General features: G+C 73.2%; 18 protein-coding genes. 10 read left to right on the forward strand and 8 right to left on the reverse strand.

What is annotated here, in order from left to right; all coding sequences use genetic code 11:
- Positions 1–92 precede the first annotated feature (92 nt).
- On the reverse strand, positions 93–833 hold the full coding sequence (locus tag V6R91_RS35450; protein ID WP_336399232.1) for a TetR/AcrR family transcriptional regulator: 741 nt from the start codon (positions 831–833) through the stop codon (positions 93–95).
- A gap of 108 nt (positions 834–941) precedes the next feature.
- Here V6R91_RS35450 and V6R91_RS35455 point away from each other — a divergent pair, with 108 nt between their 5' ends.
- From V6R91_RS35455 to V6R91_RS35465, 3 genes are read left to right on the forward strand one after another with little or no spacing between them, the layout of a single operon-like run.
- Positions 942–1490, forward strand: coding sequence for a hypothetical protein (locus V6R91_RS35455; RefSeq protein ID WP_336399233.1), 549 nt, complete (start codon positions 942–944; stop codon positions 1488–1490).
- Complete coding sequence (locus V6R91_RS35460) at positions 1430–1816, forward strand: DUF1266 domain-containing protein (protein ID WP_336399234.1); 387 nt, start codon at positions 1430–1432, stop codon at positions 1814–1816. The genes V6R91_RS35455 and V6R91_RS35460 overlap by 61 nt, the downstream gene beginning before the upstream one ends.
- The gene (locus tag V6R91_RS35465; RefSeq protein WP_336399235.1) at positions 1813–2862 is read left to right on the forward strand and encodes a hypothetical protein; all 1050 of its coding nucleotides are present in this window, start codon (positions 1813–1815) and stop codon (positions 2860–2862) included. The genes V6R91_RS35460 and V6R91_RS35465 overlap by 4 nt, the downstream gene beginning before the upstream one ends.
- Before the next feature lie 60 nt (positions 2863–2922).
- Here the strand turns inward: V6R91_RS35465 and V6R91_RS35470 are convergent, their stop codons facing one another.
- The 4 genes from V6R91_RS35470 to V6R91_RS35485 are packed head-to-tail and all read right to left on the reverse strand — an operon-like array spanning position 2923 to position 8400.
- Positions 2923–4641 (reverse strand): acetyl/propionyl/methylcrotonyl-CoA carboxylase subunit alpha, encoded by a 1719-nt coding sequence (locus V6R91_RS35470; RefSeq protein ID WP_336399236.1) that lies wholly within the window; start codon positions 4639–4641, stop codon positions 2923–2925.
- On the reverse strand, positions 4638–6281 hold the full coding sequence (locus V6R91_RS35475; RefSeq protein ID WP_336399237.1) for an urea amidolyase family protein: 1644 nt from the start codon (positions 6279–6281) through the stop codon (positions 4638–4640). Before V6R91_RS35475 ends, V6R91_RS35470 begins: the two co-directional genes overlap by 4 nt.
- Positions 6282–6338: 57 nt before the next feature.
- Positions 6339–7109, reverse strand: a complete 771-nt coding sequence (locus tag V6R91_RS35480; protein ID WP_336399238.1) for a LamB/YcsF family protein — start codon at positions 7107–7109, stop codon at positions 6339–6341.
- 1 nt (position 7110) lies between these two features.
- Positions 7111–8400, reverse strand: a complete 1290-nt coding sequence (locus V6R91_RS35485; protein WP_231819248.1) for an NRAMP family divalent metal transporter — start codon at positions 8398–8400, stop codon at positions 7111–7113.
- A gap of 123 nt (positions 8401–8523) precedes the next feature.
- On the opposite strand from V6R91_RS35485, the gene V6R91_RS35490 reads away from it, so the two are divergent.
- Positions 8524–9165: a GntR family transcriptional regulator gene (locus V6R91_RS35490; protein ID WP_067247928.1), complete on the forward strand. Its 642-nt coding sequence runs from the start codon at positions 8524–8526 to the stop codon at positions 9163–9165.
- A gap of 10 nt (positions 9166–9175) precedes the next feature.
- On the opposite strand, the gene V6R91_RS35495 is transcribed toward V6R91_RS35490, so the two are convergent.
- Together V6R91_RS35495 and V6R91_RS35500 are read right to left on the reverse strand one after the other, a co-directional pair.
- On the reverse strand, positions 9176–10180 hold the full coding sequence (locus V6R91_RS35495; protein WP_336399239.1) for a LacI family DNA-binding transcriptional regulator: 1005 nt from the start codon (positions 10178–10180) through the stop codon (positions 9176–9178).
- 138 nt (positions 10181–10318) lie between these two features.
- A complete protein-coding gene (locus V6R91_RS35500) occupies positions 10319–11776 on the reverse strand; it encodes a glycoside hydrolase family 1 protein (protein ID WP_336399240.1) in 1458 nt (485 codons plus the stop codon).
- A gap of 200 nt (positions 11777–11976) precedes the next feature.
- Here V6R91_RS35500 and V6R91_RS35505 point away from each other — a divergent pair, with 200 nt between their 5' ends.
- The 6 genes from V6R91_RS35505 (at position 11977) to V6R91_RS35530 (ending at position 18027) form a co-directional block, all read left to right on the forward strand.
- Positions 11977–12513 carry an adenine phosphoribosyltransferase gene (locus V6R91_RS35505; protein WP_067247923.1) on the forward strand — a complete coding sequence of 179 codons (537 nt, stop codon included), beginning with the start codon at positions 11977–11979 and terminating at the stop codon, positions 12511–12513.
- A gap of 229 nt (positions 12514–12742) precedes the next feature.
- Positions 12743–12991: a phosphoribosylformylglycinamidine synthase subunit PurS gene (gene purS, locus V6R91_RS35510; protein ID WP_336399241.1), complete on the forward strand. Its 249-nt coding sequence runs from the start codon at positions 12743–12745 to the stop codon at positions 12989–12991.
- The gene (purQ, locus tag V6R91_RS35515; RefSeq protein WP_336399242.1) at positions 12988–13695 is read left to right on the forward strand and encodes a phosphoribosylformylglycinamidine synthase subunit PurQ; all 708 of its coding nucleotides are present in this window, start codon (positions 12988–12990) and stop codon (positions 13693–13695) included. The genes purS and purQ overlap by 4 nt, the downstream gene beginning before the upstream one ends.
- A gap of 70 nt (positions 13696–13765) precedes the next feature.
- The gene (locus V6R91_RS35520) at positions 13766–14713 is read left to right on the forward strand and encodes a 2-hydroxyacid dehydrogenase (RefSeq protein WP_336399243.1); all 948 of its coding nucleotides are present in this window, start codon (positions 13766–13768) and stop codon (positions 14711–14713) included.
- 383 nt (positions 14714–15096) lie between these two features.
- On the forward strand, positions 15097–16758 hold the full coding sequence (locus V6R91_RS35525) for a glycoside hydrolase family 13 protein (protein WP_336399244.1): 1662 nt from the start codon (positions 15097–15099) through the stop codon (positions 16756–16758).
- Between the two features lie 267 nt (positions 16759–17025).
- The gene (locus tag V6R91_RS35530) at positions 17026–18027 is read left to right on the forward strand and encodes a LacI family DNA-binding transcriptional regulator (RefSeq protein WP_067247905.1); all 1002 of its coding nucleotides are present in this window, start codon (positions 17026–17028) and stop codon (positions 18025–18027) included.
- 39 nt (positions 18028–18066) lie between these two features.
- Here the strand turns inward: V6R91_RS35530 and V6R91_RS35535 are convergent, their stop codons facing one another.
- Positions 18067–19287, reverse strand: a complete 1221-nt coding sequence (locus tag V6R91_RS35535) for an MFS transporter (protein ID WP_336399245.1) — start codon at positions 19285–19287, stop codon at positions 18067–18069.
- Positions 19288–19351: the final 64 nt, after the last annotated feature.

Here is a 19351-nt window from a genome sequence, read left to right on the forward strand (position 1 = left end):
GCCTGGCGGGAGCCGACCGAAGGACGGCGGGGGACCGCGCGACGGACGAGGCCATCGCGCAGCGGACCGCACCCACAGGGCGGCGGGCCGGGTCAGGGGGCGGTGCGCGGGCGCGGCTCGCCCGCGGACCCGGATTCCGCCGGCGGCGTCGCATCCGACGCCGCCGCATCCGGCGCCGACGGCGGGATCGTCGCCGCGGAGACCCCGGCGCCCTCGCCGATCGGAAGGAGCGCCAGCGGCAGCGGGCTCGTCGGCTCGGGCAGGCCGTACAGGCGGTGCACCCAGCCGCGCGCGGACTCGAGCGGATACGAGTCGCCGTACACGATGCACTTTCCGAGGATCCCCTCGAGGAGGCTCCGCAGCATGATCTCCTCCACCGCGGGGTCCGCGGCGCCGCGCTCCCGGAAGATCTCGCGCACGGCGTCCTCCGCGGCCGTGACGGCGTCGGCGTGACGCGCCTCGGACTCGGCGAACATCCGCCGGGTGGACGGCTGCTGCTGGATCGCGAGGACGACCCGCTGCAGCGGCAGGGCGACGGCGGTCATCGCGAGCGCCGAGTCGATCACGGCGGTCAGCCTCTCGTCGGCGGTGCCGCGCACCCGCGCGATCCCGACGAGAGCGTCGAACCACAGATCGATGACGGCGGCGACGAGCTGGTCCTTGCCGCCGAAGTAGTAGTTGACCAGGCCCTGCGCGACCCCGGCGCGGCCGGTGATGTCGGAGATAGTGGCGCCGTCGACCCCGCGCTCGGCGAACACGTCGATCGCGGCCTCGATGATGCTCTGCCGCGAGCGCTCGCGGGCGCGGCGGTTGTGCTCGGCGGAACGTGCCATGCCGGTGCGCCTCCCTCCATCCGTTTCGGGATTGCGGACGTACCCGCTACGTTACTCACTGAATATTCGTTCAATCTAAGAGAGCCCCCAGCCTCGCAAGGAGTCCGCATGCACGGCACCGCCCGCCTCGACCTCAACGACCTCGGCAGCCTGATCCAATGGCTCTTCGGGCAATGGTGGGTGTACGCGATCCTCGGCGCGATCCTGCTGGTCGTCATCGTGATCTGGCTTCTGCCCGCGTCGAAGGTCAAGCCGTCCGAGGCGTTCTCGACCGACGACCGGGAGGCGAACGAGATCGCCCTCGGGTTCCTGCAGATCACGAACCTCCCGTCCGGCCCGTGGAACGACCCGACCGCCTCGGCGCTCACCGATGTCGAGAAGAAGCACCTCGTCGACCAGTGGGGGCTGCACACCCGGGAGGACTGGCTGGCGAACATCGAGCGGCTCACCACGGATCGGCGTCGCCGGGACGTGTGGGTGACCTGCCTCGCCATCCGCGACGAGACCGCGCAGCGCCTGGGCCGCGTGCCCAAAAGCCGCGAGTGGACGGCGGCGATCGTCGAGGCGGGGGCGACAAGCGCGACGCCCGCACGTTCGTGGCCGCCATCGAGCAGATCGAGCAGCAGGTCCGCAAGCTCGTCGGCAAGGACATCGTGACGCCCGAGGTCTTCGTGCGGACCCTCGACGGGTACGCCCTCGGGCAGGCCGTGGCCCTCACCACCTGGGGTGTCGCCCTGGGCTTCGCCGACGTCGCCGAGGCGCGCGAGATCATCCATCGGATCAACGTCGCCGGCCGCCCGGCCTTCTCGTCCTGGGCCGACTTCGGGCTCAGCTACATCACCGGGCGCGTGATGCACTGGAGCGACGGCAAGCTCGGCGAGAAGACGTTCGAGAAGCTCGGCGACGGGTGGCCGGACTTCCGGGCGGCGGGGACCGCCAAGCGCAACGGCCCCTGGGCCACCCTCCCCTGGCGGATCGGATGACTCCACCCGAGCCGATCCGGGTCGACCTCTCCGCCCTGGAGCGCTCTCCCGGGCTGGGGCCCATCCTGCGGTACGAGCGGATCGCGGGGATCCCCCTGATCCGGCGCTTCTTCGTCATCCTGACCGGCGTCCTCGCGCTCACGGCCGCGGTCGTCGCGGCGATGTGGGGCCTCGGGCGGATCGGTCTGCTCGATCGGGCGCCCCTGATCGCCGTCTTCGCCGTGTTCTACGGCCTGCTGGGCGCCGTTGGGTTCGTCTGGTTCGCCGTCGGCCTGTCCCGGCGGGCGAAGCTGGCGCTCTTCGCCTGGACGAACGACTGGGCGTATGCGGACTCCCTGGAGCGCGTCGGGCGCCGGGGCGCGGCGTTCACCCGGATCACGCGCCCCGTCGAGCGCGGCGTGATCGCGTCCGACGATCCGCGGATCCCGTTCGAGCTGGGGGTGGTCCACTCCGTCGGCACGCGCGACCAGGGCGCGACCATGCAGCGCCCGTTCGGGTTCGTGGAGCTGCCGCTGCCGTCGAAGGTGCCGCACATCGTGCTGCGCAACCGGCGTCGCAGCATCGTGCCGACGCTCGGTCTGCGCGGAGCGCGGATGGAGCTGGAGGGCGACTTCGCGAAGACGTTCCTCCTGCTGGTCCCCGAGGGCTACGAGCAGGACGCGCTGTACGTGTTCACCCCCGACCTCATGGCGCGCGTGCAGGATCTCGGTTCCGGCGCGGAGCTGGAGCTCGTCGAGGACCGCGCCTACGTGTACCTTCCGGGCGGCACCCGCTTCGACCGGCCGGACGTCATGCGTCGGACGATCGAGATGGCCGAGGAGCTGCACCGGCGCCTCGCCGATCGCACCGCCCGCTACCGTGACGACGCGGCAGGGGCCCTGGCGGCTCGGTCGGGTGTCGCGATCGGCCTCGGCGGGCAGCGTCTGGGCGGTCGGGGGATCTCCCTGATGGCGGTCGCGGCCACCACGGGCGTCGTGATCCTCTCCGCCGGCGTCACGGCCTTCGCCCTGTTCGGCGGAGACCTGCTGCGGTCCCTGGGGGGCTGACCGCGCAGGCAGGGCCGGGAGGGAGTGCCCCTCGGGGATCCCCTCCCGCGCCCTCGGACGTCAGTCGATGACGGCGACGGCCTCGTCCGCGGCGACCGCGTCCCCCTCCTGGAGTTCGCGACGCAGGACGCCGGCCCGGTGCGCCACGACGGTCGTCTCCATCTTCATCGCGTCCAGCACGGCGACCGGGTCCCCCGCGGCGACCTCCGCCCCGTCGGCCACGAGCCAGCGCACGAGCACGCCGGGCGCGGGGGCGGCCAGTCGCGCGGGATCCGGTCCCGGGACCGGTCCGGGCTCCGCAGGACCCGCCGCCCCGGCGAGGCCCGCGAGCAGCGCCTCGGGGATCCCGACCCGGATCCGGCGGCCGTCCACCTCAACGGCGAACCGCCGCATCCCGCTCTCCTCGGCGGGCTCCGGACGCTGCTGCGCCTCCGACCGCGGGAGGAACTCCGTCTCGATCCACTGCGTGTGCACGCCGAATCCGTCGGTGGCGAACTCGGGGGCGTCGACGACGAGCCGGTCGAACGGGACTACGGTCGCCGGCCCCTCGATGTCCAGCTCCCGCAGGGCGCGGCGGGCCCGGACCAGAGCCGCGTCCCGCGAGGGCGCGTGCACGACGAGCTTGGCGATCAGGGAGTCGAAGGCGGCAGGGATCGTGTCCCCCGCCTCGACACCGGCGTCCCAGCGCACGCCGGGCCCGCCGGGCACCCGCAGCCGGTCGACCCGCGCGGGGCTCGGCAGGAAGCCGCGGCCGGGATCCTCGGCGTTGATCCGGAACTCGAAGGCGTGCCCCTCGGAGAGCGGGGTCTCGGTGAACGAGGGCCCGTCGCCCTCGGCGATCCGGAACTGCTCGCGGACGAGATCGACGCCCGTCACGGCCTCCGTCACGGGGTGCTCGACCTGCAGGCGCGTGTTGACCTCCAGGAACGAGATCGTCCCGTCCGCGGCGAGGAGGAACTCGACGGTCCCCGCGCCGCGATAGGCGACCTCCGCGCAGATCCGGCGTGCGGCCTCGTGGATCCGGTCCCGCTGCGCGTCGGACAGCCCCGGCGCCGGAGCCTCCTCGACGAGCTTCTGGTTGCGACGCTGCAGGGAGCAGTCGCGGTCGCCGACCACGACCACCGTCCCTCGACCGTCGCCGAGCACCTGCACCTCGATGTGGCGGGGCGATTCGAGGAAGCGCTCGACGAAGCACTCCCCGCGCCCGAAGGCGGCGACCGCCTCGCGCGTCGCCGCCTCGAACGCCTCCGCCACCTCCGCGGCGTCCCGGACCACCTTGAGCCCCCGGCCCCCGCCGCCGTACGCGGCCTTGATCGCGATGGGAAGGCCGTGCTCCTCGGCGAAGGCCACCGCCTCGGCCGGACCGCGCAACGGCCGGTCGGTCCCCGCCGCCAGCGGCGCTCCCACCCGCTCGGCGATGCGCCGGGCGGTCATCTTGTCCCCCAGCGCGTCGATGCTCTCCGGCGTCGGGCCGATCCAGGTGAGCCCCGCGTCCTCGACCGCCCGTGCGAACGCGGCGCTCTCGGACAGGAAGCCGTACCCGGGGTGCACGGCGTCCGCGCCGGCAACGGCCGCGGCCCTCAGCAGCGCCGGCACGGACAGGTACGTCTCCGCGGCGGAGGAGCCCGCCAGGCCCACCGCCTCGTCGGCGAGCCGCACGTGCATCGCATCGGCGTCCTGGTCGGCGTACACGGCGACCGAGGCGTACCCGGCCTCGGCGCAGGCGCGGACGACGCGCACGGCGATCTCGCCGCGGTTCGCGATCAGGATCTTCTTCATGACGGGTCCTCCTCGGACGATGCGCCGCGGCGCGGCGCCGCGCGGAAGCGGATGCGGGCGCCGGGCGGCAGCTGCCCGGCGAGATCGAGATCGCGGTCCACGACCGCCCCGATGATCGGGTAGCCGCCGGTGAGCGGGTGGTCCGGCAGGAACAGGACCGGCTGCCCGTCCGGGGGGACCTGGATCGCACCGGTCACCGCGCCCTCGCTCGGAAGCTCCCCCGGCACCGCGCGCTCGAGCGCGACCGCGCCCCGCAGCCGGATGCCGACGCGGTCCGACCGCGGCGTGACCTCCCACTCCTGCCCGAGGAGCGTGTCGAGCGCGTCGGGACGGAACCAGTCGTCACGGGGACCCCAGGTGATGCCCAGCTCGACGACCTCGCCGGCGGCGGGGAGCGCCCGGGGCACCGGCGCGGGATCCACGGCGTGCGGGGCGCGGCGGGGATCCCCGATCCGCACCGCATCCCCGGCGCGCAAGGGCGCCGGCCCCAGCCCGGCGAGGGTGTCGGCCGCACTGCTGCCGAGGGCCGGCTCGGCCGCCACGCCGCCGCGGACGCCCACGACCTGACGGAGCCCCCGCACCGGGTGCCCGAGGTGCAGTTCGTCCCCGTCGTCGAGAGCGAAGGGGACTCCGTGGCGGAGAGTCGCCCTGCCGCCGTCGGCGGCGGTGCGGACGAGCTCCGACACGGCCCCCGTCACCACGGCGACGGTCGCGGGCCCGCGGTAGCGCAGCTGCGCCGCCCCGACGATCTCCAGCGCCGCCGCGCCCGCGTCATTCCCCACGGCGCGGTTGGCGTCCCGCAACCCCGTGCGGTCCGCGGCGCCCGACGCGGAGACCCCGAGCGCGGCGTGGCCCGGACGCCCCCCATCCTGCACGAGCGTCTGCAGCCCGGGCCGGACCACCTCCAGGACCCCGGACCCGTCGTGCATCCGTTCCCGGGTCGTGCGGCGGTCGCCCGATCCGGCGGCGGCCCCGGCCCCGGCCCCGGCGACAGTCCCGGCCCCGGCGGCAGCCCCGGCCCCGGCGGCCGCCTCCCGGTCCGCGCGCACGAACCGCACGAGCGTCCCCGGTGCGAGCAGCGCCGGCGGGTCCCGGTCGATGTCCCACATGACCGCGTCCGTGCGCCCGATGAGCTGCCAACCGCCGGGGCTCTCCCTCGGGTAGACCCCGGTGAAGTGCCCGGCGAGCGCGACGGACCCCGCCGGCACGCGCGTGCGCGGGGACGACCGTCGCGGCACGTCGAACAGCGGATCCGACCCCACCGCGTACCCGAAGCCGGGGGCGAAGCCGGAGAAGGCCACCTGCCACTGCGCCGCGAGGTGGCGCGCCACGACCTCCTCGGCCGAGACGGCCAGCAGGTCCGCCACGTCCGCCAGGTCCTCGCCGTCGTACCGGACCGGGATCGTCGCCTCCCCGACGTGCGGCACGTGCGCGGCGTCCACGGCCGTGTCGGCGAGCACCGCGGCGAGCGCGTCCGCCGTCGTGCGGGCCGGGTCGAACCGGACGAGGACGGTGCGCGCGCCCGGGACGAGCTCCGCGATCCCCGGGACCTCGGCCCAGGCGAGGTTCAGCCGCATCGCCTCGTCGAGGTCGGCGGCCTCGACGAGCAGGGCGCGGTCGGAGGCGGTGAGGATGCGCATCAGGAACCGCGCCTCATCCCCAGGCGGTCCGTGCCCGGGTGCTCTGTGCCGGCCATGTCAGGACGCGGATCCGGCGAAGGGCGCGATGGCGACGCCCGCCTGCTCCAGGAGACGACGGGTCTCCGCGGCCATGGCGACGGAGCCGGGGCTGTCGCCATGGACGCAGATGGACTGCGCCTCGACGCGGACGTCCGTGCCGTCGACCGCCCGGATCACGCCCTCCTCCGCCAGCCGCACCATGCGTGCCGCGACCGCCGCCGGATCGTGCAGCACGGCGCCCTCCTGCGTGCGGGAGACGAGCTGCCCGTCTGGCTGGTAGGCCCGGTCGGCGAACGCCTCGGCCGCGACGCGGAGCCCCGCGCGCTCGGCGACCTCCAGCACGACTCCCCCCGCGAGGCCGAGCAGGACCAGATCCGGGTCGATCGCCCGGATCGCAGCCACGACGTCCTTCGCCTGGCGCTCGTCGCGCGCGATCGTGTTGTACAGCACGCCGTGGGGCTTCACGTAGGCGACGGCGCCGCCCGCGCCGCGGGCGAGCCCGTCCAGCGCGCCGAGCTGGTACTCGACGTGCGCCTGCAGGGTCGCGGAGTCGATGTCCACCGCGGTGCGCCCGAAGTTCTCGTAGTCGCGATAGCCCGGGTGCGCGCCGATCGTCACGCCGTGCGCGACGGCCGCGACCAGCGTCTCCCGGATCCCCTCGGGGCTGCCGGCGTGGAAGCCGCACGAGACGTTCGCGCTCGTGACGATCGCGAGCATGCTCGCGTCGTCGCTGACGATCCGGTCCGGGACGTTCTCGCCGAGGTCCGAGTTGAGGTCGATCACGGGCATGTCAGGCTCCGATTCCGAGGAAGGCGAAGATGGGGCCGATCGAGACGGCGCCCATGTACCAGGTGAGGGCGGTCACGAGGGTACCGGCGACGAGCAGCCAGCGCGGGTAGCGCGTCACACCGAGCAGATCGGCACGGAACCACCCGATGTACATGAACACCGTCAGCCCGATGGGGAGGATCAGGCCGTTGAAGCCGCCCACGAAGACGAGGATCGCGGCCGGGGCGGTGCCGATGAGCAGGTACACGACGAGCGAGACCACGATGAAGACGACGGTCGCCCACTGCAGCGACCACCCGCCGAGGAAGCGCTGGTGGAAAGTGGACAGGAAGGTCGCCGACGTGTAGGCGGCGCCGATGACGGAACTGATCGCCGCGGCCCAGAAGATGGCGCCGAAGATCCGCAGCCCGGCCTCGCCGAGGACCGCGCCGAACGCCTGGCCGGCGGGGTTGGCGGCCTGGCTGGACAGATCCAGTGCCACGCCGCTGGCCACGACGCCCAGGATCGCCAGGAACAGGACGTACCGCATGATGCCGGTGACGAGGATCCCGTTCGCCGCGGCGCGCATGACGGGACCGGCCGCCTCCGGGCCGACGTGCCCCGACGCGAGGTAGCGGTGCGCCCCGGAGTAGGTGATGTAGCCGCCCACGGTGCCGCCGACGATCGTCGTGATCGTGGCGAAGTTGAGCTGGTCGGGCACGATCGTCTGCCGGAGCGCGTCGCCGATCGGCGGCTGGGCGATGATCGCGACGACGACCGTCATCACGATCATCCCGACGCCGAGGACGACGAGGACCACGTCCATGACACGGCCCGCCTTCTTGATGAGGAAGATCATGATGGCCAGCGCACCGGTGATCAGCCCGCCGATCTTGGGGTCGATCCCGAGGAGGGCGTTCAGGCCCAGCCCGCCGCCGGCGATGTTGCCGATGTTGAACGCGAGGCCGCCGATCACCACGAGCACGGCGATGACGTGACCCGAGAACGGGATGGCGCTGTTCGCGAGCTCCCCGGCGCGTCTGCCGGACGAGGTGATCATCCGCCAGATGTTGAGCTGGACGGCGATGTCCACGAGCACGGAGACGAGGATCGCGAACGCGAACGCGGCGCCCATCGTGGCGGTGAACGTCGCGGTCTGGGTGATGAAGCCCGGTCCGATGGCGCTCGTGGCCATGAGGAAGATGGCGCCGATGACGGCGCTGCGGCCGGCGCGCTTCTTCGCGGCGGCGGCGCGCGCGTGCTCCTCGGGAGCGAGGGAGGCGGCGGAGGTCTGCGGGGAGGAATCGGACATACGTGGTTCCCAACGTCGTCGGTGGGGCGGTTTCGTCCGAGTGTAGAACAGATGCGCCCAGATTGTTCAACAATATTAGGGGCAGATCCAACCGCCGTCCGACCGCTCGCCTAGCATGTGGGGGTGACGACGCATCAGGGCCCGCTCGCCGACGAGCTGCGACGACGCATCATCGACGGCGAGTTCGCCCCGGGCTCCCGGCTGTCCGAGTCGGCGCTCGCCGAACGCCTGGGCGTCTCGCGCAACACGCTCCGCGAGGCGTTCCGGGTCCTGTCCGAGCAGGGCCTGATCGAGCACGTCCCGCACCGCGGCGCGTCCGTGGCCTCCCCGTCCATCGCCGACGTCGTCGACATCTACCGTGCGCGCCGCGCGATCGAGTGCGCGGCGCTGCGCGCCTCCGAGCCCGAGCACCCCGCGGTGCAGCGCATGTCCGATGCCGTCGCCGAGGCGGAGGCGAACATCGCGAGCGAGGACTGGCGGGCGGTCGGCAGCGCCAACATGGCGTTCCACGACGCGATCGTCGCGCTCGCCGACAGCCCCCGGCTCGCGCGCACGTATCGCGACGTCGCCGCGGAGCTGCGTCTGGCCTTCCTCGAGATCGACGACCCCCGGGCCCTGCACGAGCCGTTCGTGCGGAAGAACCGCGCGGTGCTCACCGCGTTCCTCGCCGACGGCCCCGAGGCCGGCGTGCGCGAACTGGAGAAGTATCTCCTCCAGTCGGAGCGGACGGTGCTGGGCGCCTTCGCGCGGATGGGGCGCTCCTGACGCGACGCGCTCAGGACGAGGATCGGACGACGAGCTCCGTCGGCAGGATGCTCACCCGGGGCGGTTCCCCGCCCGACAGCACGTCGAGCAGGATGCCCGCCATGATCTCCCCCTGCGCATGCATGGGCTGGCGGACGGTGGACAGCGGCGGATCCGCTGCCGCCGCCGCGTGCGAGTCGTCGAACCCGATGAGCGCCACGTCCTCCGGCACCCGCAGCCCCGCGGCGCGGAGCACCGAGAGCGCCCCGCGCGCCATGAGGTCGCTCGCCGCGACGATCGCGTCCGGGCGGGGCCCCGGCGCGGTGAGGATGCGACGGACCGCCTCTGCGCCGCCCTCCTCGCTGAAGCCCCCGTCCTCCACCGCCGCCGGTGCGAGCCCGGCCGTCCCGAGGGCGTCCCGGAAGCCCTGGAGCCGGTCCTGCGCGGCGGGCATCGACAGCGGACCGGTGATCGTCGCGATGCGCCGCCGCCCGCGCGCGACGAGGTGCGCGGTGGCGTCGCGTCCGCCCGCGACGTTGTCCACGTCCACGACGTAGTCGGTCGGTCGCGCACGGCTCGGGCGGCCCCCGAAGACGACCGGCACGCTCTCCGCGATGCGGTCCACGAAGGTGTCGCTCGTGTGATGCGAGACGATGATCGCCCCGTCCACGCCGCCGTTGCGTACGAAGCTCGTCATCTTGTCGCCGGGGTCGTCGCTGGCGATGAGCAGGTTCAGGAGGTAGTCCGACTTCGCGATGCGCGCGCTGATCCCGGAGACGACCGCAGCGAAGAACGGGTCCCCGAAGAAGCGCGACGTGTCCTCCGGAACCACCAGCGCGATCGCGTGGGTCTGGCGGCTGGCCAGGGAACGCGCCGCGCGGTTCGGCGTGTATTGCAGCCGGGCGATCGCGTCGGTCACCGCGGCGAGCGCGGACGGACTCACGGCGCTGGACCCGTTGACCACGCGCGACACGGTCGACCGCGACACTCCGGCCGCGGCCGCCACCTCCTCGATCGTCGCCCTCGACGCGCTCATGGCGTGCCCCTCATCCCTCCATTCTGGCGCACGCGGGCCCCGTCGCCGCGCCTCTGCCGAGTGGTCAGTTTCTGTGGGTTCACGGTCGTTTTGGCCACAGTTTCTGACCACTCGGCAAGGAGCGGACCGCGCCGGGGATCAGATCGCGCGGGCGGCGATGATCCGCGCGTACTCGCGGCCGGAGTCCTTCACGATCCGCTCCTGCGTGTCGTAGTCGACGTGGACGATCCCGAACCGCTTCTCGTACCCCCACGCCCACTCGTAGTTGTCGAGCAGCGACCAGGCGAAGTAGCCGCGGACGTCGACGCCGGACTCGAGCGCGTCCCACGTCGCCGCGACGTGCGCGCGCAGGAACCGCGTCCGCTCCTCATCGGGGACCCGCTTCGCCCCCGTCGCCCCCGTCGCCCCTCCGGCGCCCGGCTCCTCCACCACGACGTCGTCGTACGCCGATCCGTTCTCCGTGACGTAGAGCGGCAGGCCGGGGGCCTCGTTCCCGACGCGCTGCAGGAGCCGGGTGAGTCCCTCGGGCTGCACCTCCCAGTCCATGCCGGTGCGCGGCAGCCCCCGCTCGACCCAGTGCACGCCCTCGGCGGCGGGGAACGGCGAGCCGGTCGGCCGCGTCACGCCGGCGCCCGGGTCGTGGACGTCCCGGTCGCCTCCGGGCTGCGGATGACCCGACAGCAGCTCGCCGTGGTAGTAGTTGATGCCCAGCACGTCCAGCGGCGTCGCGATCGTGGCCAGGTCGCCCGGGAGGACCGCCTCCTCGAACGCGGACACGGCGTCCGCGTCCGCGTCCCGGATGTCGGACACCACGTCGGCCGGATACGCGCCCCGCAGGATCGGGTCCAGGAACCAGCGGTTGAACTGGCCGTCGATCCGCCGGGCGGCGTCCGCATCGGCGGGATCGTCCGGGTCGGCGGGATCGGCCACCGTGAGATTCAGGGTGAGGCCCAGACTGAGCGCGGGATCGCGTCGGCGCAGCTCCTGGAGCGCCCGGCCGTGGGCGAGCAGCAGGTGGTGGGAGGACAGCAGCCCGTCGCGGACGCTGCGGCGGCCCGGGGCGTGGACCCCGGCGGTGTAGGAGAGGAAGGACGAGCACCACGGCTCGTTGAGGGTGGTCCAGTGCGCGACCCGATCGCCCAGGGCGTCGTGCATCGTCAGCGCATACTCGACGAAGCGGTCCACGGTGTCGCGCGCGGTCCATCCGCCCCGCTCCTCCAGCGCTTGGGGGAGGTCCCAGTGGTAGAGCGTCAGCCACGGCACGATCCCGTTCGCCAGCAGGCCGTCCACCAGCCGGTCGTAGAACGCAATCCCGGCGGGGTTCGGCGCGCCGCCGTCCGGACGCACCCGCGCCCAGGAGGTGGAGAACCGGTACGACTGCAGGCCCAGCTCGCGCATCAGGGCGATGTCCTCGTCCGTCCGGTGGTAGTGGTCGCAGGCGACGTCGCCCGTGTCGCCGTTCGCGACCGCGCCGGGGACGCGGGCGAACGCGTCCCAGATCGAGGCCGTCCGGCCGTCCTCGAACGCCGCCCCCTCGATCTGGTAGGCGGCCGTGGCCGCTCCGAAGAGGAAGCCGGCGGGGAACGAGCGGGACATGCGGTCCTCCTTCATGGCCAGTGCGGGCGTCGCGCCGGGAGCCGATCGTTGAGAGCGCTCCCACGGTACCACCACGGCCGACTCCGGAAGGTCCCGGCGACCCTCGACGACCGCGGGCTCCCGGGGACCCGGTCGGGCCACGGCCCAGGATCCGGGCGGCCGGACATCGGGCGGCCGACGCGACCCCCTACGCTGGATCGGTGACCTCCGCCGCACCCGCCCCCGACGCGCTCGCGCGCGCCGAAGCCCTCATCCGCTCCATTCCGGACCATCCGGAGCCGGGCATCGTCTTCCGCGACATCACCCCGCTGCTCGCGGACGCGGAGGCGCTGCGGGCGACGACCGCCGCTCTCGTGGCACCGTTCGCCGGGCGCTTCGACGTCGTGGCCGGGGTCGAGGCGCGCGGATTCATCCTCGCCGGGGCCGCCGCGATCACGGCGGGAACGGGCTTCGTCCCGATCCGCAAGGCGGGCAAGCTCCCGCAGCCGGCCGCGTCCGTCGACTACGCGCTGGAGTACGGCACCGCGACGATAGAGATGCACGACGACCTGCCCGCCGGATCCCGCATCCTCCTCATCGACGATGTGCTCGCGACGGGCGGCACACTCGCCGCCGGTCGCCGCATCATCGAGGAGCTCGGACACCGGGTCGCCGGCGTCTCCGTGCTCTTCGAGATCGCGGACCTCGGCGGTCGCGACGTCATCGGCGACGTGCACACGGTCTTCCGCTCCTCCTGACCCGCGCTTCGCTCCGGCGGCGCCGCGCTGCCCGATCCGCACACTCCGTCCCGATCCGCACACGTCAGGCCCGCCGTACCTGTGCAGAACGGGTTCTCCTGTGCAGATCGGGCCGCGGAGGACCGGTACAGGACCGGGGCCGCGGAGGACCGTCGGCGGCGAGCGGGCGTCGCGCATCCCGCGCGATAGACTGGCCCCGCCCTCCCGCCCGCGACTTCCGGAGCCGTTCATGCCCACCATCGTCGTCGACGTCATGCCCAAGTCCGAACTGCTCGACCCGCAGGGGAAGGCCGTCAGCGGCGCCTTCGCCCGCCTGGGCGTGGACGCGTTCACCGACGTCCGCATCGGCAAGCGCTTCGAGCTGACGGTCGACGGCGAGGTGACCGAGGACGTGCTCGTCGAGGCGCGCCGCGTCGCCGCCGAGGTGCTGTCCAACTCCGTGATCGAGGACGTCGTGGGCGTCGAGGTCGTCGAATGAGCGTCCGGATAGGAGTCGTCACCTTCCCGGGCTCGCTGGACGACCGCGACGCGCAGCGCGCCGTGCGGATCGCCGGCGCCGAGCCGGTCGCGCTGTGGCACGGCTCGCACGATCTGGAGGGCGTCGACGCGCTCGTCCTCCCGGGCGGCTTCAGCTACGGCGACTACCTCCGCTCGGGCGCCATCGCCGCCCTGTCGCCGATCATGACCGAGGTCAAGGCGGCCGCCGCCGCCGGCATGCCGATCCTCGGGATCTGCAACGGCTTCCAGATGCTCGTCGAGGCGCACCTGCTGCCCGGCGGCCTGATCCGCAACGACCACCAGCACTTCGTCCGTCGCGACCAGAAGCTGACGGTCGAGAACGCCGACACGGCCTGGACGAGCGCTTTCGCCGCCGGCCAGGAGATCGTCATCCCGCTGAAGAACGGCGAGGGCGGTTACATCGCCGACGAGGAGACCCTGGATCGCCTGGAGGGCGAGGGGCTCGTGGCGTTCCGCTACGCCGGGATGAACCCGAACGGGTCGCTGCGCGACATCGCGGGCATCACCAACGCGGCGGGCAACGTCGTCGGCCTGATGCCGCACCCGGAGCACGCCACCGAGCCCGGCTTCGGCCCGGACACCGCCGCCGCCATGCGCAGCGGCGTCGACGGGCTGGGCTTCTTCACGAGCGCCATCGCCGCCGTCGCCCGCGTCGCCGCCTGACGCACCTCGGCACGCGCGGTCGATCGCCATCGCCTCCTCGGTCTCCGCAACGGCGGCTACGCTCGGGAGGGTGAGCCTCGTCGTGACCGTCCCCACCGAACGCCTCGCCGCGAACCTCCGCGCCCTGCCAGGTGCCGAGTGGCAGAACGACGTGGACCTGCGGATCTGGGACTTCCGGGACGCCCCTCCCGCCACACGGCTCGACATCGTCGTGCCGCCGTACATGGGCGGGTCGGGGGCGCTCGCCGCCCTCTCCGGGCTGTCGGTCGGGCTCGTCCAGGGCCAGTCGATCGGCTACGAGGGGGTCTCCGACCATCTGCCCGCCGGCGTCCCGTTCGCCAACGCCGCGAGCGTGCACGAGACCTCCACCGCCGAGCTCGCCCTCGCCCTGACCCTCGCCGCGCAGCGGCAGCTCCCGCGGTTCGTGCGCGCCCAGGAGCAGGGCGGCTGGTCGCCGGTCTTCGCGGAGAGCCTGGCCGACCGGCACGTGCTCCTCGTCGGCTTCGGCGGCGTCGGCACGGCGATCGCCCGGCGCCTGGCCCCGTTCGAGGTCGAGCTGTCCGCCGTCGCGCGCACCGCCCGCCGGGAGGACGTCGACGGCCTGGGAGCGATCGACGTGCACGGGATCGACGAGCTCCCTGCGCTCCTGCCCGACGCGGACATCGTCATCCTCAGCCTCCCGGGCGGGGACGAGACACGGCACCTCTTCGACGCGGAGCTGCTCCGCCGTCTGGCGGACGGCGCGCTCCTCGTCAACGTGGGCCGCGGATCGATCGTGGACACCTCGGCGCTGGGCGCCGAGCTCGAATCCGGACGGCTCCGCGCCGCGCTCGACGTCTTCGAGCAGGAGCCGATCCCCGACGGCGACCCGCTCTGGTCCGCACCGAACCTGCTGATCAGCCCGCACGTCGGCGGGGCGTCCACGGCGATGAACCCCCGGATCGCGCGCCTCGTCAAGACGCAGATCGAGCGGATGCTCGCGGGCGAGCCGCCGATCAACGTCGTCCTCGGCGACTGACGTCCCGCCCGCCCTCCTGATCCGGGACCCGACATGCCGTGGTGCGGCATCGGCCCGGCGTCGGCCGCGACTGCCGGGCACCTCCGCTCGCGCGGAGAACCACCGCAACGGCGGACCGAACCGACCGCAGCCTCCGCCGGAGGCGCAGAGCTCCGTCAGGACCGGGCCGCCCCGCCCGCCGATCCAAAGCCGAGAAGGTCCGAGGCACACGTGCGCCCTCGCGCGGAGAACCACCGCAACAGCGGAGCAATCCCACCGCATCCTCCGCCGGAGCGGCAGAACCCCGCTGGAACGAACCGCGGAACCTGCACCCCGCACGCCGGCCCGAACCGATTCGACGGGCCTGCTGGCGGGTGTGTAAGCGTTTGCACTAGCCTGGGCGCATGGCAGAGCTCGAGCAGAAATCCGCACCCGGTTCCGAGTGGTGGCGGTCCGCCGTCATCTACCAGATCTACCCCCGCTCCTTCGCGGACGCCTCCGGCGACGGGATCGGGGACCTCCCCGGCATCACGTCCCGCCTCGACGACCTGAAGGATCTCGGGATCGACGCGATCTGGCTGAGCCCCTTCATGACCAGCCCGCAGCGCGACGCCGGCTACGACGTGGCCGACTACCGCGACGTCGATCCGCTGTTCGGCACGCTCGCCGACTTCGACGAGATGCTCGCGCAGGCCCACGCCCGCGGGATCCGCGTGATCGTCGACCTGGTGCCCAACCACTCCTCCGACCAGCACGCGTGGTTCCAGGCCGCGCTGAAGGCGGGACCGGGAAGCCGCGAGCGCGCCCGCTACGTGTTCCGCGACGGTCGCGGCGAGAACGGGGAGCTCCCGCCCAACAACTGGGAGTCGGTCTTCGGCGGCGGAATGTGGGAGCGGATCACCGAGGCCGACGGCACGCCCGGCCAGTGGTACCTGCACATCTTCGACGCCACCCAGCCCGACTTCGACTGGACCAACGAGGAGGTGCGCGAGGAGTTCCGCTCTATCCTGCGCTTCTGGTTGGATCGGGGCGTCGACGGCTTCCGCGTGGACGTCGCGCACGGCATGGTCAAGGAGGCGGGCCTTCCGGACTACGCCCCCGTCGCCGACGCCGACTCGATGGGCGGCGGCGAGGAGAACGTGCCGTACTGGGGGCAGGACGAGGTCCACGAGATCTACCGCGACTGGCACACGGTGCTCGCCGAGTACGACGGCGACCGCGCGCTGTGCGGCGAGGCGTGGCTGCCCACCCTCGCCAAGACGGCGCTGTGGGTGCGTCCGGACGAGATGCACCAGACCTTCAACTTCCCCTACCTGATGACCCCCTGGGGCGCGAGCACGCTGCGGGACGTCATCCGCGAGTCGCTGGACGAGTTCGGCGCGGTCGGCGCCCCCAGCACGTGGGTCCTCTCCAACCACGACGTCGTCCGGCATGCCTCGCGCCTGGCGCTGACGGCGGACAACCCGCAGGGCGAGGGGATCGGCCCGAACTCGCCCGGAAAGCCGGACCGCGCGATCGGCCTGTCCCGTGGCCGGGCCGCGACCACGCTCATGCTCGCCCTGCCCGGATCCGCCTATCTGTACCAGGGCGAGGAGCTCGGCCTCCCTGAGGCGATGGAGATCCCGGACGAGTTCCGGCAGGACCCGACCTGGTTCCGCACCAACGGCGAGCGCTACGGCCGCGACGGCTGCCGGGTGCCGCTGCCCTGGGTCGCCGATGCCCCTGCCTACGGCTTCAACGACACCGGTGCCTCGTGGCTCCCCCAGCCGCCGGAGTGGGCCGAGTACGCGCGCGACGTCGAGCGGGGCGTCGAGGGATCGACCCTCTCGCTGTACCAGGAGCTGCTGCGGGTGCGCCGCGAGCGCGGCCTCGGCGCGGGAAGCCTCGTGTGGGAGGACCTGGACCCGAACGCCGTCGCCTTCCGCCGCGGGGACCTGCACGTGGCGGCGAACCTCGGCGACGACCCGATCGAGCTGCCCGCCGATGCGCGCTTCGTCGTGCAGAGCGAGCCGTTCTCCGGCACCGCACTGCCGCCGAACACCGCCGCGTGGTACGTGCGGGGCTGACCGCGTGAGCGCCGGACCACACCGTCGTCCCGGGACCGCCGAGCCGTCGCGCGGTCCCGGGGCACCCGTGCGGTCCGGCGGCCCGGTCCCGGGTCAGCGCCCCCGGAACGGGGTCCCGATCCGCGGACGTCGGCCCGATTCGCGGAGGTTCTTCACCGAAACCTGTGCAGATCGGGACCGAGTGTGCAGATCGGGACGGCACCTCCCGGACGGACAGCGCGGCGGCCGACACGGCACCGGCGGGCGGCGAGCGGACGGGGACCGGACGTGGTGAGCATCGACGAGGTCGCACGGCGGGCCGGCGTCTCCACCGCCACGGTGTCACGGGCGCTCAGCGGGCGCGGCCACGTGTCCGAGGCCGCACGCGCGAAGGTGCAGGAGGCGGCGGACGCGCTCGGCTACGTCGTGTCGTCGCGGGCCTCCAGCCTCGCGTCCGGGCGGACCCGCAACGTCGGCGTGATCGTGCCGTACCTCGACCGCTGGTTCTTCAGCACCGTGCTGTCGGGGGTGTCGAGCACGCTCATGAAGGCGGGCTACGACATCACGCTGTACAACATCACCGCGGACGCGGAGGTGCGCAGGGACGTCTTCTCGACGTTCCTGCGCCGGCAACGCGTGGACGCCCTCATCGCGGTGTCCATCGAACTGGACGAGGAGGAGACCCAGAGACTGCGGGATCTCGCGCTGCCGGTGATCGCGATCGGCGGGCCGAACCCGTCGCTGACGACGCTCACCGTCGACGACCTGGCCGTGGCCGAGCTGGCCACGGAGCACCTCCTCAGCCTGGGGCACCGCGACATCGCGCACATCGGCGCGAGCCCGGAGTTCGATCTGGACTTCCACATCCCCACGCAGCGCAGGCAGGGGTTCGAGAAGGCGCTGGAACGCGCCGGGATCACCCCGCGACCGACGTTCCTCGAGCCGGCCGACTTCACCGTCGAGGGCGGCTTCCGCGCGGCCAAGCAGCTCCTCGGACGCCCTGGGCGCCGACCGACCGCGATCTTCGCCGCGTCGGACGAGATGGCGATCGGCGCGATCCTCGCGGCCCGCGACCTCGGCTACCGCGTCCCGCAGGATCTGTCCGTCGTGGGGATCGACGGACACGAGCTGGGCGGGTTCTTCCAGCTCACCACGGTCGACCAGTTCCCGCTGCTCCAGGGTCGCCGCGCCGCCGAGGCGCTGCTGCGCACGCTCGCCGAGCCGGGCACCGCCGGTCCGACCGCGCTCCCCTTCGAGCTGGTGGTCCGCGGAACGACGACCCGCCGCTGAGCCTCTCCGGCGTGTCCGGAACGCGGCCGGCGTGCCCGGTCAGCAGCCGGCGGGCAGCAGTCGGCGTTCGCGCTCGTCGTCGCGCGCGGACCAGCGGACGCTGACGACGTGCAGCAGGAGCGTGACGGCCAGGATCCCGGCGGAGAACGGCAGCAGCCCGTCCGGCGGCACCCCCGTCGCGAGGGCCAGCCCGCCGCTCGCGCTGCCCAGGGCGCTGCCCAGCAGCATGCCGCTCGTGTTGAGCGCCAGCACGAACGCCGCCGACTCCGGCGCCATCGCCCCGAGCCGCGCCTGCAGCGCCACCCCGGACCCGCCGTTGAAGAACGCCGTGAAGAGGAACCAGAGCACGGCGGCCGCCGCACCGAGCACCCCCGGCAGCAGCAGGCCGAACGACCCGAGGACCGCGACCGCCAGCACCCCGACGATGATCGTCGTGATCACGCGCACCGGGGTGGTGCGATCCGTCATCCACCCCGACACGAGGTTCCCGCCGAGGCTCACGATCCCGTATCCGAAGAGCACCGCGACCATCCCGAGCCCCGCGCCGATCCGCGGCTCGAAGATCAGTGCCGCGTAGGTGAAGCAGAAGTAGCTCGCGCACATCAGCCCGGCCGGGATCAGCAACGCGAACAGGATCTTCGGCTCGGCGAGAGGACGCAGCGATGCACGCAGGCTCAGCGGCGGCAGGCGCAGATGCGGGACCTTCAGCGCGATGCCGACGAGCGCCGCCGCGCCCACGACGACGACCATGTACAGCGGGATCCGCCATCCCGTCTGCCCGACGACGAGCCCGATCGGCACGCCCAGCGCCGTCGCCGCGAGCCACCCGCCCTGAACGAGAGCCAGCGCGCGCCCGCGCCGCTCGGGCGGGGCCTTGGCGATCACGTAGGCGGCCACCATCGCGTTGAGCAGGCCGCCGCCCAGCGCGGACACGATGCGTCCGGCCATGGCCCACGCGTACGTCGGCCCGATCGCCACGATCAGGTTGCCCAGCACGAACACCGCGAGCGAGACGAGGATCGTCCCCTTGCGCTCCCAGCGTCCGGTCAGGGCGCCCAGCACCGGACCGGCGACGGCGCTCGTGAGCGCGAAGACCGACATGAGCTGCCCGGCCGCGGCCTCGGTGACGCCGAGATCCTCGGAGATCTGCGGCAGCAGACCCGCGAGCACATACCCGTCGATGCCCATCGAGAACGTGGCCACGGCGAGCCAGAGGAGGGCCCCGGTCCCGGCCGTCCGCACCTCGGGTGTCTTCTGCACCAGCTCATCCAAGCAGAGACCTCGGACACGCGCAGACGGACTTCCCTCCTCGCTCGACGCGCGC

The organism is Microbacterium sp. CCNWLW41 (genome assembly GCF_037083505.1).

Excerpts from the sequence above, each read along its gene's own strand:
- V6R91_RS35450 (WP_336399232.1), bottom strand. The coding sequence starts at position 833 with ATGGCACGTTCCGCCGAGCACAACCGCCGCGCCCGCGAGCGCTCGCGG.
- V6R91_RS35455 (WP_336399233.1), top strand. The coding sequence starts at position 942 with ATGCACGGCACCGCCCGCCTCGACCTCAACGACCTCGGCAGCCTGATC.
- V6R91_RS35465 (WP_336399235.1), top strand. The coding sequence starts at position 1,813 with ATGACTCCACCCGAGCCGATCCGGGTCGACCTCTCCGCCCTGGAGCGC.
- V6R91_RS35470 (WP_336399236.1), bottom strand. The coding sequence starts at position 4,641 with ATGAAGAAGATCCTGATCGCGAACCGCGGCGAGATCGCCGTGCGCGTC.
- V6R91_RS35475 (WP_336399237.1), bottom strand. The coding sequence starts at position 6,281 with ATGCGCATCCTCACCGCCTCCGACCGCGCCCTGCTCGTCGAGGCCGCC.
- V6R91_RS35480 (WP_336399238.1), bottom strand. The coding sequence starts at position 7,109 with ATGCCCGTGATCGACCTCAACTCGGACCTCGGCGAGAACGTCCCGGAC.
- V6R91_RS35485 (WP_231819248.1), bottom strand. The coding sequence starts at position 8,400 with ATGTCCGATTCCTCCCCGCAGACCTCCGCCGCCTCCCTCGCTCCCGAG.
- V6R91_RS35495 (WP_336399239.1), bottom strand. The coding sequence starts at position 10,180 with ATGAGCGCGTCGAGGGCGACGATCGAGGAGGTGGCGGCCGCGGCCGGA.
- V6R91_RS35500 (WP_336399240.1), bottom strand. The coding sequence starts at position 11,776 with ATGTCCCGCTCGTTCCCCGCCGGCTTCCTCTTCGGAGCGGCCACGGCC.
- purS (WP_336399241.1), top strand. The coding sequence starts at position 12,743 with ATGCCCACCATCGTCGTCGACGTCATGCCCAAGTCCGAACTGCTCGAC.
- purQ (WP_336399242.1), top strand. The coding sequence starts at position 12,988 with ATGAGCGTCCGGATAGGAGTCGTCACCTTCCCGGGCTCGCTGGACGAC.
- V6R91_RS35525 (WP_336399244.1), top strand. The coding sequence starts at position 15,097 with ATGGCAGAGCTCGAGCAGAAATCCGCACCCGGTTCCGAGTGGTGGCGG.